The 12,954-nt window shown below is 43.9% G+C and carries 7 protein-coding genes; 3 read left to right on the top strand and 4 right to left on the bottom strand.

What is annotated here, in order from left to right; translation table 11 throughout:
* Positions 1 to 100 precede the first annotated feature (100 nt).
* Positions 101 to 1,804 (bottom strand): glycoside hydrolase family 13 protein, encoded by a 1,704-nt coding sequence (locus ACYX4O_RS06595; RefSeq protein WP_476355669.1) that lies wholly within the window; start codon positions 1,802 to 1,804, stop codon positions 101 to 103.
* 371 nt (positions 1,805 to 2,175) lie between these two features.
* Here ACYX4O_RS06595 and ACYX4O_RS06590 point away from each other — a divergent pair, with 371 nt between their 5' ends.
* Positions 2,176 to 2,964: a serine hydrolase gene (locus tag ACYX4O_RS06590; protein WP_476355668.1), complete on the top strand. Its 789-nt coding sequence runs from the start codon at positions 2,176 to 2,178 to the stop codon at positions 2,962 to 2,964.
* A gap of 286 nt (positions 2,965 to 3,250) precedes the next feature.
* Here the strand turns inward: ACYX4O_RS06590 and ACYX4O_RS06585 are convergent, their stop codons facing one another.
* A complete protein-coding gene (locus ACYX4O_RS06585) occupies positions 3,251 to 4,822 on the bottom strand; it encodes a glycoside hydrolase family 32 protein (protein WP_476355666.1) in 1,572 nt (523 codons plus the stop codon).
* Positions 4,823 to 4,914: 92 nt separating this feature from the next.
* Positions 4,915 to 7,476: a glycoside hydrolase family 68 protein gene (locus tag ACYX4O_RS06580; protein WP_476355664.1), complete on the bottom strand. Its 2,562-nt coding sequence runs from the start codon at positions 7,474 to 7,476 to the stop codon at positions 4,915 to 4,917.
* A 476-nt stretch (positions 7,477 to 7,952) separates the two neighbouring features.
* On the opposite strand from ACYX4O_RS06580, the gene ACYX4O_RS06575 reads away from it, so the two are divergent.
* Complete coding sequence (locus ACYX4O_RS06575) at positions 7,953 to 8,216, top strand: DNA alkylation repair protein (RefSeq protein ID WP_188652604.1); 264 nt, start codon at positions 7,953 to 7,955, stop codon at positions 8,214 to 8,216.
* Between the two features lie 170 nt (positions 8,217 to 8,386).
* Entirely contained in the window at positions 8,387 to 9,370 is a 984-nt protein-coding gene (gene guaC / locus ACYX4O_RS06570; protein ID WP_476355662.1) for a GMP reductase, read from the top strand.
* A 342-nt stretch (positions 9,371 to 9,712) separates the two neighbouring features.
* Here guaC and ACYX4O_RS06565 read toward each other — a convergent pair whose 3' ends face one another.
* Complete coding sequence (locus ACYX4O_RS06565; RefSeq protein ID WP_476355660.1) at positions 9,713 to 12,883, bottom strand: bifunctional cytochrome P450/NADPH--P450 reductase; 3,171 nt, start codon at positions 12,881 to 12,883, stop codon at positions 9,713 to 9,715.
* Between the last annotated feature and the right edge of the window lie 71 nt (positions 12,884 to 12,954).

The raw sequence follows: 12,954 nt of genomic DNA, 5'->3' as shown, positions 1-12,954 counted from the left end.
ACCCTTCAACACTCTACAGCACTACCACGTGTCTGGCACGCTTTACTTCTCTAAAGCACAAAAAAGCAAGTACCTAGTCGTAGGTACTTGCTTTTATCCTCTATTCTTCGTGGTAAACTACGGCTTCGTACGGGCGAAGGGTGAGGCTTTCTTTAGATGCGTGAGGGGAGTCGCTGTAGTTTTGGATCATAATTGAAGCTTCACCAAAGTTCACGTCTTCTGGCCATGGGCGTTCGATCGTTTCACCTGTCCAGTTTGTTACAACGACAAGCGTTTCTCCTTCATGTTCTCGTTTATAGGCATAGACTTCTTCATCTTCTGGCCAAATAAGCGTGTGATCGCCGTTTACGATGACCTCATGTTCTTTCCGAAGAGCAATCAGCTTCTTATAGTAATGAAAGATCGAATCGGGATTCTCGCGCTCTTTCTCAACATTAATCTCATCGTAATTCGGATTCACTTTCAGCCAAGGGGTACCAGATGTGAAACCTGCGTTTTCAGACGAATCCCACTGCATTGGTGTACGCGCATTGTCGCGCCCTTTCTCATGAATTGCTTTAAGAATTTTGTCAGAATCATGATCTTTCTCAACAACCATATCCTGCCATAGGTTACGGATCTCGACGTCTTCGTAGTCGTCAATCGATGGGAAGTGCACATTTGTCATTCCAATTTCCTGACCTTGATAGACATATGGTGTACCTTGCATCATATGAAGCCATGTTGCAAGCATCTTCGCACTCTCAGTGTGATACTCTTCATCATCACCGAAACGAGAAACAGAGCGAGGCTGGTCATGGTTCTCAAGGTAAAGAGAGTTCCAACCCTTATTAAAGAGTTCCACTTGCCATTTTGACATTATCTCTTTTAACTCGGTAAGCTTCCAATCTTTCTCTTCCCACTTGCCCATCTGCCCACCTGGTTGGGCATCAACGTCCATGTGCTGGAACTGGAATAACATTGACAGGACACCTGAATCTTCATTCGTGAATTGCTTCCCTTCTTCAGGCGTAACAAATCCAGTTTCTCCAACGGTCAAGATATCATAATGGTCAAGCACTTCCTCTTTCATTTCCTGCATATATTCCATAAAGCGAGGTCCGTTGGCAAAGTAGTCACTTCCCCACTGGAATTCATCATCAGGCTTTGTCACAGGTGCATCCGGTAGCCCTTCCACTTTTGAAATTAAGTTAATAACATCCATACGGAAACCATCAACACCGCGATCTAACCACCAGCGCATCATTTCGTACACTTTCTGTCGCACCTCTGGATTCTCCCAGTTCAAGTCAGGCTGCTTTTTCGTAAATAAATGAAGAAAGTACTCTCCCGTTGGCTCGTGGTACTCCCATGCTGAACCGCTGAAGAAGGAAAGCCAGTTGTTCGGCTCCTTCCCCTCTTCATTTGGTGGACGCCAAATGTAAAAGTCGCGGTACGGATTGTCTTTTGACTTCTTCGCTTCCTGAAACCAAGGATGTTCGTCAGACGTATGATTGACAACAAGGTCCATGACAAGCTTTAGACCTTTCTCATGCATCGTTGTAATTAAACGATCCCACGTTTCAAGGTCGCCGAATTCATCCATAATGTCCTGATAATTACTAATATCATAGCCGTTATCATCATTCGGGGACTTATAAATCGGCGAGAGCCAGATCACATCTATCCCAAGTTCGACAAGGTAATCGAGCTTTTCGATAATGCCTTCTAGGTCTCCGATACCATCTCCGTTGCTGTCGTTAAAGCTTCTCGGGTAAATTTGATAGACGACCGAGTTTTTCCACCATTGTGTTGATTGTCCCATTTTCTAAATCCCCCTCTTTATTCTTTTACAAGGCCTGATGTCAGACCTGATACGATTCGACGGTGAAAAAATTGTCCCCTAACAATACCACCGTTACCCTTTTATAATTTTTTCTGTAGCAATTGTTCGATCATACGGTACCTTATGGAAAAACGTAATGCAATTGTCTTATATGAAATAATTAACCCGCGGTACCTATACGTTAAACCCAATTTCTCCATAAAATATAGATCGGTGCATCATCACAAATTACTAAACAAGGAGTTACGCGACACCATCCTATCTTTGCCTAGCTATATATAAGGAACATCTGATATGGTAAAAGAATCAGACTTCTGATTAAATTTCCCAAAAAGTGCAGGTGAAATCTATTGAACAGTATACATAACAAAGTAGATAAACTTATTACGAAAACAACTGCCTCAGTATCCGTTTCCATTCTCTTAAACAATCGTTCCATTGCTTCCATCAATCATAACCATCCACTTCGAGCGGCAAGCGTCATCAAGGTTCCCATCATGATGGAAGCCTTCCGCCAACATCGAGACGGATTACTAAATCTTGATGATCCTCACTCCATACCCCCACCAGAGACCGTCGGAGGCGCTGGGGTGATTCATTATTTAACCGGTGAGCAAACCTACACATTACGCCAGCTAATCGAACTGATGATCATCGTATCAGACAACACGGCCGCTAACCTTGTGTTAAAATCCGTCGGCATGGGAAGTGTGAACAGGCTTTTTAAACAGCTTGATTGCCAAGGTTCAGCTCTAGAACGCTTCTTTATGGATCATTCCTCCATCAAGAAAGGTTTCGAAAACCGCACCACAGCCCAAGATATGATTACATGTTTACAAGCCACCAATGAACCTCACCCACTCTTTACAAAAGAAGACCAAACCACGATGAAAGACATCTTACATAGCCAACAATTTAAAGACATGCTCGGCTCTTTTACATCCTCAAAGGAAATCGAGATCTTTCACAAAACAGGAGAACTCGAAGGCGCTCAGCATGACGTGGGAGTGTTTGAATATAGAAGCGAAACTGTCTACGCTGCTGTTTTAACTGATGATCTTGCTAGAAACCAGGAAGGTCGTGAACTGATTGCCTCCATAGGGCAACTGATTGTTGAGGAGATTGTAAAAAATCATTAATATGTTTTTGGTCTTATTAAAAAAAGTTGAGCTAGGGAACAAAATTCCTTACCTCCACATCTCAATAATAAAGGGTATTGGGTTTTCTATTTTAGTTGCGAGGCTGTTAACCAAACAAAATTAGGGCATGCTTTGGGACAGCGAGACTCCCGCGGGAGAAGGAGCCTAGACCCCACAGAGAGCTTTAGCGAACGAGGAGGCTTGCCAAAGCCTGCCCTAGCCGCATATGGTAACGGCCTCACCTAAAACTAAAAAGCCTGGCTACTACAAGCAGCCAGGCTCTCTCTTATTCATGCATAGACTCTAAATCATAAACCTCCAGCGACTCAATCGTAACGTTGCCTCCATAAGAATAAATCGACAGATCATCACTTCCTTCAGACGGGAAGATTTGGTTCGTTAACACTTTCTGTCCATTATTCCCGAACACTTCTACAGAAGATTCATCTACATATATGTGAAGCTTAATCGTGTATCCATCCATCGCTTCCATCGGTGCGCGGAAGACGCCAGCAAATTCAGGATGGAAATCTGTTACGCCCGAGTTGTTGCGATCTGTGAAGAGATAGTTATTCCGATCATCATAGCCTACAATCGTTTCTTCCCCTTCACCTTGAGCGACTTTAAAGCCGAACTCATTCGCTTCATCTACTCGGAAGGTCGCCTCGATTTCATACGCGCGCTCATCAAATTCAGGAAGGGACATGCTTCCGTCGAGCGTCCGGTTCTCCATTTCAATCAACTTTTCACCGCGAAGATCATCCAACTCTTCGACTGGTTGTTGTGTAAGAAGGATCTCGCCGCGATCGTTGGTCGTTAAACTTACCTCACGCGGGGTACTCATCGCCCCTCGCCACGGAGAAGTCGGGATGTCAGCAGCATATTGCCAATTACTCATCCATGCAACCCAAATGACTTTATCCATGTTATTAAAAGCTTGTGTGGCATAAAAGTCTTTCCCGTAATCGGTCCATTTTGTTTCGGTTTGATCAGGATCCAGTTTAAATTCTTCTCCGTCAAAATCACCAATGAAGTACTGACCACCAGATCCACCGGCAATGCTTCCTGGGTTCATATCAACCTGAAGGACCCATTTTTTATTATCTTGATCACCATCTACAGGAAGCTCGAACAATTCAGGCGTTTCCCAAACGCCACCGTGAGCGCCGTGATCGGCACCGAATTCGCTAAGATATGACCAATCTACCATATTATCAGAACCGTAAAACATCACTTTATCTCCAGCCACAAGAAGCATAATCCACTTCTTTGATTCCTCATGCCACATCACAACTGGGTCACGGAAATCTTTTATATCTGGGTTTGGTACAATGGGGTTGCCTTCATACTTCGTCCACGTCTTTCCTTCGTCTGTACTGTAAGCCAGGCGCTGGTCCTGTACTTCACCAGCGTTTGTATAATAGGCAATCAGTCCGCCCTCATCCGTTGGGAAAAGGCCGCTCGTATTGTCCTCATCTACGACGACGCTCCCAGAGAAGATCATCCCGTTCTCATCAGGTTCCATCGCTACGTCGAGCTCTTTCCAATGGACAAGATCCTCACTCACCGCATGTCCCCAGCTCATATTACCGAACTGATCCCCTTTAGGGTTATGTTGATAGAACAAATGGTACTTCCCCTTATAGTAAACCATCCCATTCGGGTCGTTCATCCAGTTTTTAGCTGGTGTGTAGTGAAATTGCGGTCGCCATTTCTCGTCGTACGAAGCCTGGCTCGCTTCAGTGGTTTCCTCTATCTGTTTAGGATCCTCTTTTTGCAGGACATACCAGATGCTAACCACTACAATAAATACTACAATAACCAAACTACTAATCAGCAGTTGTCTTTTCTTCGTCATGTCCTCACCTCTTAAAAAAACAAAGGAAGCTAGTCCACCATCAGACTAGCTACTCTTTGTTCGTCGTCTCTATTTAATGGATCAGTGAAAGATTACTTTTTCCCTTTTGCTTTTCCATTATTTTTGCCTTCGAATAGCTGACCTTGATCAAGAGTTCCTTCGATAGAAGTCTCCATTCCATCAACATCAAGCTGTAACGTTGGTGCTAGAGTCCCACCGAAATGGTTGAACTGATAGTCTTTAGATTGAGCGCCTAAGTCACCAATCTCAAGCCCTTCTAAATTATCGAAGTTCGCAAAGCTTAAAACGTTCATGTTCGGCATAACCATCCAAGAATAAGCTTGGAACGGGTCTTCTTCAGGGTTCGCAATGACAAGACCACTTTCGTTTAGTGGCTGGTAATCTCCTTTAAGAGAGTCAGCGTTGAAACCGTAAAGTCCGTCTTCACCAGCAAGTCCTGGACCGAATTTGTGCTTGTGCGTATTCGTGAACAGGTAGTACTCCCCGTCCTCTACAACAATGTGCGGGCGCTCTAACTCTTGGTTCACGCGTTCCGCTTCAAGAAGTGGCTCTTGTGCTTTGAACTCTGTGTAATCATCGTTTGTCGCTTTTGCAATACCAATTGAACCGTTGAAGATCGTTGCGAATTCATTTGGCTTATGGTTCTCACGAGCACGCTCAAGTGGTGTACCTGGTGTGTTCGCTTCAAACAAGATGTACTCTTCGTTTGTTTGAGGATCTTGGAAGAACCATGGGTCACGGAACGTATACGCGATGTCGCCTGCTTCAGACTGTTCTTGTGTCTGATATAGTTCACCTTCAGGCTCTAAAATAACTTGATGTTCAGACCAATCTTTAAACGTAACACCGTTTTGCCCTGTCATCTTTGCAGAAGCTGTTGCTAAACGCTGCTCATAAGAAAGATTTTCTTCTCCTTTACGTCCTGTAGCTGTGTAGAACATATGGATCTCATTGTTCTCAACCATTGCAGAACCTGCCCACTGGCGAGAACCTAGCGCGTCGTCACCTTCAAATACTTCTCCGGCAAGCTCCCAGTTTTGACCGTCTTTAGACGTGAAATAACGAATTTCTGCAATATCATGACGTTTACCTGGTAATACGTCTGATGGAGCCGTTAGGGAGAATAGAACGTATTGACCTTTCACTTTTGCAATCGAGCCGTCTTTGTTGCGTAAAGGCCACGTATCCCATACATGATAATCTTCTGTCATTTGATCTAATTCTTCTACATCAAAGTTTGGTGCAGTTGTTTCTTCCGTAAGCTGGTAATCTTCAAGAGATTCAGCACTCCACGCTGGAGTTGTATCTTCTTCTGTTTCTGGGTAATCAATTTCACCTTCATTTAAAACGCCTGTGATTTCGGAGTTTTCTCCGTCCAGGTTGATTTCAAGTGTTGGTGCGAATTGACCGCCTTTAATATCTTCTCCATTGTCCGTAAATTCATTTACGAAGCTGATCACGTTCTCATTCGGAAGAACCGCCCAAGAATACGCTTGGAATGGATCGCTCTCAGGGTTTGCTACAACAAGACCGTTGTCGTTCATTGGCTTGTAGTCGCCGCGAAGAGAATCGTTCACGAAACCATATAAACCGTCAATACCATCATCAATGCCAGGAGCGAATGTGAATTGGTGACTGATCGTGAATAAATGATAGTTCCCGTCTTTCACAACGATATGCGGACGCTCTAATTGTTGGTTTACACCGTCTGCTTCAAGAAGCGGAGGAAGAAGCTCAAAGTTATCCAAGCTCTTATCTGTTGCTTTAGCAATACCAATGTTTCCGTTGAAGTCTTCAGAACCTTCTGGAACGTCGTGTGTTGCACGGAATTCTTCATCCCCAATGTTACTTGGATCTAATTCCTTATCGTAACCTGCTGTATTCCCTTCAAATAGGATGTACTCTTCGCCTGTTTGTGGGTCCTGGAAGAACCATGGGTCACGGAAGGAGTAAATAATGCTTCCTGTCTTCTGATCTTGCGTTTCGTAATATGTACCATCTGCCTCAGCTAGAATTTGGTGGTCACCCGTATTCTCAACCGTGAACTCACCCTCCTCTTCAAACATGTATAGCTCTGTTTTAGCTAAGCGTTGTTCGAAGTGGTTCTCAGCTGTTTCGTTTTCCTTACGACCAGAAGCTGTGTAGAATAATGTAACTTTACCGGATTCATCCTTCATGGCAGAACCTGCCCACTGACGAGATCCCAACGCTTTCTCAGGGTCATACGCTACGCCGCCTACTTCCCAGTTTTCTCCGTCTTCAGAGATGAAGTAGCGGATAACAGCGTGGTCGTGACGTCCGCTCCACGTGTAGTCTTTAGAAGCTGTTAATGCGAATTGAACTTTATAACCATTAATCTCAGCTAAAGAACCATCGCGGTTACGTAGCGGCCATGTGTCCCAGATCCACAGATCTTGTGCGACCACTTTAAAGTCAGCGCTGATTTCTGGTGCTGTGTTCTCACTTGTGCGTTCAAAGTTCTGCGCCATTTGGCGCGTCCATTCTGCAGTTGTTACTGAATTTGTGTCCGTCGTATCTGCTTTTACAGACTGCATCGGTGAAGTTGCAAATAACGTACTAATAAGTGCAGTTGTTAATGCCAGTCTTGTAAAAGTCGATTTCTTTTTACTCAAGTGATATCCCTCCATTTGGGTTTGTTTTGGTGGTGCGTCTTAACGGTATGCTACAAAAAGCCTCCCCGTCAAAGCTTTTTAGTAAGAGCTGGAAGGCTTACATGATTTGGTTCTTATGACTTAATCGACTGATAAGACCGACAATGTAAACGGTACTAAAAATAAGCGCAAACGATTGCCTTGTTTGACTAAAATACATACAAATGAACTAGATAGATAACCCCCTATCTTAAGTTTAATTACCCACCTAAAAATGGTTCAGAAGAAGGTTTTCACTTGTAAATTTTTCTATGCGCTTTCAAAAGGAAATAAATACACTATAGCGGAAAAAATTAGTGCACGGAGATGATTCCATCATACAATCTTCCTATAAAAAAGCCCCATACTGTTGACCTTTATACCTAAACAAGTAATCCCCGAGTAAAGAATGTAAATGTGCACATACTAAAAAAAATTAACAAAGGAGGTTTTCATCCATGAACACTGAACACTCTTCTCCTTATCTTTGTCCGAGCTGCAAAACGAATAAAACACGCTTCAACCTTATTGAACAAGTGGTCACACCCGTGAAGAAAAACCCTCAAACAGGTGAAATTGTTGAAGAATATGAGGATCTATCCTCTCAGCCTATGCATATGCAATATCGAGGACCTGACATTCGAGTGCAGTGCGCAGCATGTGGTGTAATTGAAGAAGAAATATCGTTTATTAAACGGGCAGAATACAATAAAAGTTCGTAAATAAAGGAGGATCAAGTCTCAATAGAGATTTTGATCCTCCTTTATTTTTTCATTTCCGAACTTTATTGTTGGTTTTCTTTGACATTCATGAGGAAATACGTTACATTACATATTGTACGAACAATAATGATTGAATCGAATTTAAACATTCGTCTTTAGGAGTGTATATAATGGAAAATGTGTTTGATTACGAAGATGTTCAATTAATTCCTGCAAAATGTGTCGTTAATAGCCGTTCAGAATGTGATACAAAAGTGACGTTAGGCAACCATACCTTTCAACTACCTGTCGTACCTGCTAATATGCAAACGATTATAGATGAAACGATCGCAACCTTCTTAGCTGAAAAAGGGTACTTCTATGTGATGCACCGCTTCGAGCCTGAGACTCGCCGCACTTTCATCCAAGATATGAAAACACGTGGTCTTATTTCTTCTATTAGTGTCGGTGTAAAAGAAGAAGAGTACGGATTCATTGAAGAACTTGCAGCAGAAGGGCTTGTTCCAGACTATATTACAATCGATATTGCGCACGGACATTCCAATGCTGTCATTCAAATGATTCAACATATCAAGAACCATCTACCTGCTACATTTGTTATTGCAGGCAACGTCGGCACACCAGAAGCCGTTCGGGAATTAGAAAATGCTGGCGCTGATGCTACAAAAGTCGGCATTGGCCCAGGAAAAGTATGTATTACGAAGATTAAAACAGGCTTCGGTACAGGGGGGTGGCAACTAGCTGCGCTTCGCTGGTGCGCGAAAGCCGCTTCAAAACCAATCATCGCAGACGGCGGAATTCGCACACATGGCGATATTGCAAAATCCGTACGCTTCGGCGCAACAATGGTAATGATCGGTTCCCTATTTGCTGGACACGAAGAATCTCCTGGTGAAACAGTTGAGAAGGACGGAAAACTGTACAAAGAATACTTCGGCTCTGCGTCTGAGTTCCAAAAGGGTGAGAAGAAAAACGTAGAGGGCAAGAAAATGTTCGTCGAACACAAAGGCTCTCTTGAAGACACGCTAGTAGAAATGCAACAAGACCTCCAGTCTGCTATCTCTTACGCTGGTGGAACAGACCTTGATGCGATCAAACATGTAGACTACGTAGTTGTAAAGAATTCGATCTTTAATGGAGACAAAGTCTATTAAACTGCTAAAGGAAGTCTACTAGTTGCTGGGCGCTGGAGCTGGATGTAAGCAAAAGCGGAAGCGCCCGGTTAGCTACGAATAGACTGGACTTGAATACATAAAAAACGAGCCGGGGCGGCTCGTTTTTTTATGTACTTGTTAAGGTGTGCTGGCTTTGGTCATTCAGGTTGCTGTTACGTCATTGGGGATGTTCTTTCGGCATACCGAATGCCCTTTGAACATTTCGCAATCCTCTTTCGTCATTCCTACGCGACCTTTCGCCACTCCGCCTCACCTTTTGTCATTTCTAAAACCTCTCCATCACAAAAAAAGCGGAACCTCAATCGGTTCCGCTCTCTCTGCTTACCCAGCCCAAACGTCTTTTGCATATATTCCTTTTTGCTGTAAGCCATCTAACCACTCTGCCGCTTCTTCACGAGTGGCATTGTGAATTTCTCGGTAACTTTCTATTAATTCTTCTTCAACAGCTGGTGCCATCTGGCTTCCGTCACCACACACATAGAGACGAGCGCCTCGACCTAAGAGTTCAATCACGCGCTCACGATCTTCACGCAGTAAGTCCTGCACATACGTTTTCTCTTCACCGTCTAGACGAGAGAATGCAGTGTGAAGTTGAACGAGACCTTGCTCTTGATAAGATTCTAGTTCATTTTGATATAAATAATCTTGTTCAGGATGACGGCAACCGAAGTAAAGGTGCGCATCACCGAGCTTATGACCTGAATCCTTGAGTGCCTTACGAGCTTGCAAGAACCCACGATACGGCGCCACCCCTGTACCTGGTCCGATGAGGATCATTGGTGTTTCGCTCGATTCAGGAAGCTGGAAGTTCGACTGAGGCGTGCTAATAAAGCAGGCTACCTCATCACCTGGTTGTAAGGAAGCAAGGTAATTACTTGCTACACCTTTGTATTCCCCACCGCCACTCCAGGAAGGTCCACGTACAATACTTACTGTAATGCTTGGTGTAGACTCTTGCACACTAGGTGAGCTCGAGATGGAATAATAGCGAGCTTTTAGTGGTGGTAACAAGGCAACGAAGCGATCAAACGGCAGTTCACATGCCATATATTTTTCTAATAATTGAAGCATGGTTGTGCGTTTTCCAAGCACTTCTGTTTTATACACTTCATCCTGCAAGAGATCTTCAAGCTCCACTTTGTGAGGAGGGCACGTTGTGTTTGCTGCTAGTTCACGAATTTGAGCGCGGGTAGCAGGTTCTTGTAATTCCACGTAGTGCGTCATTAAGTCAGAGATGCTTACGGGATGATCTAATGGAAGGTGAGCTGTCTTCCCACTACTTCCGCTTAGGACCATAAACGTTTTCCCGTCGAGAGAGAAACGACGAAGTACGCGGTCAACTAGTTCTTGATTGTTTTGCGGGATCAGACCAAGATGATCTCCTTCTTTATAAGAAACGCCCGCTGGTAACTGGATATCTAAGTGACGGGTGCTTCGTTCACTTATTTCTCCTTGCAACTCTTTATGTTGAGAGACACGTGCTGTGAATGCCTTATGGTCTTTCGCAAGGGGGGTACTCGTAACACCATCCACAAATTCAACCGTTAAGGCATTAGCCGTTTGACCTGTATCCCCTTCAAGATCGAGATCGAATGTTTCAGCAAGCTTGCTCCATAATTCTTCTTCCCAAGCTTCGTACTGGCCTTCGAAGTCATCACTCGCATCCCCTTCACCACGTAACGCAATGGAGGTAGCTCCTTTTTCAGCCATTTGTTCATCAATGAGCTTTGGAACGCTTTGATACGTATTCGCCCAGTTGCGATCGCCACAGCCGAACACAGCATAATGAACGCCATCAAGCTCATTATTACCCGCTGCATCGAGCCAAGCAACGAATTCGTGCGCATTATCTGGCGGGTTCCCGTTATAAGAAGCTGAAACAATGATCACCGCTCCTTCTAGAGGCATCAGCCCCGCATATTCATCAAGGGAGGCGATATGAGAGGAGAAACCTTTCGCTTCCCCAATCTCAGCTAATTCACGGGCTACACCTTTTGCCGTTCCTAAATTTGAACCATATAAAAGAAGAAGTGGAGTCCCGTGCTTTGGAACAGTCGCTTCTATCTTACTTTCTTTTTGATCACTTTCTTGCTTTGGTGCTGTCATTTGGAAGGCCATTTGAGAACGACGTGGCTTCACTCTCATAGTTAATCCTTCAGGTTTTAATGTTAAGGTTTCTTTTACATCCAGCTGGTAGTTATCATGATCGATGAACTTGAAGTTTTGTAAAAGCATCCCTAACACAAGCGTCGCTTCGTGCATCGCGAATTGCTGACCGATACAAGCTCGCTGACCGTTCCCAAATGGTTTAAACGCATGCTGTGGAATGGATTTCATGTCTTCGAAGCGCTCTGGCTTAAAGGCTTCCACATCGCCCCCCCAAACGGCAGGGTCTCGGTGTAGCTGAGGGAGGAGTACCATAACTGTTTGACCTTGTTCAATCGGAATATCCCCTCCGATGACGGTGTCTTCTTTTGCATGAAGGCCAAATGCGGGAGCTGTCGGCCATAAGCGAAGCGCTTCATTTAAGATCATGCGGACATACTTAAGCTGCTTCGTTTGTTTATAGGACGGAACACCACTATCCCCTAGTACTTCGTCCACTTCAGCATACGCTTTTTCTAGTACTTCCGGATTCTTCATTAAGTAATGAAGGGCAAACGATAACAGACCACTTGTCGTTTCGTGTCCTGCGATCAAGAATGTAATAATCTGAAATCGAATGTTCTCATCACTTAGCTTTTCACCTGTCTCAGGGTCATGCCCTTTTAACATATGAGAAAGCAGGTCATCTTCCCCTTGGTCACCCTGTTCTTTACGATCTTGAATCAGCTGATCAACAAGTGAGAACATCCCTTGTATATCTTGCTGGAATTGACGCTTTTTACGTAGCATCAATTTATCCTGCAATCCTACACGCTGGAGTTGATTCATAGCCTCATCTAAACCACGAACCATATTTTGAACGAAAGGATGTAGTTCTTCTCTGTAAAAACTATTAAACCTGTAGTTAAAGCCACATAATCCGATTGTATCAAGCGTAAGACGAGTCATATCGTCTGTCACTTGAATACTCTCATGATCGTTTAAGCGTGACCATTTTTGCACGAGCTGCACAGCTATGTCTGCCATCTTATCGTGATAGCCTTTCATGGCTTGCTGACTGAAGCTTGGAAGTAGAATGTTGTGTGCTTTCTTCCAATTTGGCTCTGACGTTTCACTTGTGAATAATCCGTCTCCGCCAAAAGCTTTTACATTTTGCAAGGCAGGCCCAACGGTTTTATCAAATCTTGATTCATCACTGACTTCCGAAACCAAAGCATGGTTCGAAATGATTGTACTTACTCGTCCTGGGAATTGAAATTGAAAGATTGGCCCATATTCATCCGCAAGTTTCATAAGAGATTGCATCATTTTTTCTTTATCAATTAGAGGTAGACTCCCGAGCGGTCCATACGTCTTCGGGGATGGAATCTGTCTAGCATTTGTCATACTCGATCATTCCTTCTTATAAAAATTAATAGGAAACGCGATAGAAGAGATGTAATGAGGGTTCATCGCGG

The sequence above is a fragment of the Pontibacillus sp. ABV4_188 genome, from assembly GCF_056311905.1.
The sequence above is the reverse complement of the archived record's forward strand: the minus strand, read 5'-3'. Positions and strand labels throughout refer to the sequence as shown.

Excerpts from the sequence above, each read along its gene's own strand:
- guaC (WP_476355662.1), top strand. The coding sequence starts at position 8,387 with ATGGAAAATGTGTTTGATTACGAAGATGTTCAATTAATTCCTGCAAAA.
- ACYX4O_RS06575 (WP_188652604.1), top strand. The coding sequence starts at position 7,953 with ATGAACACTGAACACTCTTCTCCTTATCTTTGTCCGAGCTGCAAAACG.
- ACYX4O_RS06595 (WP_476355669.1), bottom strand. The coding sequence starts at position 1,804 with ATGGGACAATCAACACAATGGTGGAAAAACTCGGTCGTCTATCAAATT.
- ACYX4O_RS06585 (WP_476355666.1), bottom strand. The coding sequence starts at position 4,822 with ATGACGAAGAAAAGACAACTGCTGATTAGTAGTTTGGTTATTGTAGTA.
- ACYX4O_RS06565 (WP_476355660.1), bottom strand. The coding sequence starts at position 12,883 with ATGACAAATGCTAGACAGATTCCATCCCCGAAGACGTATGGACCGCTC.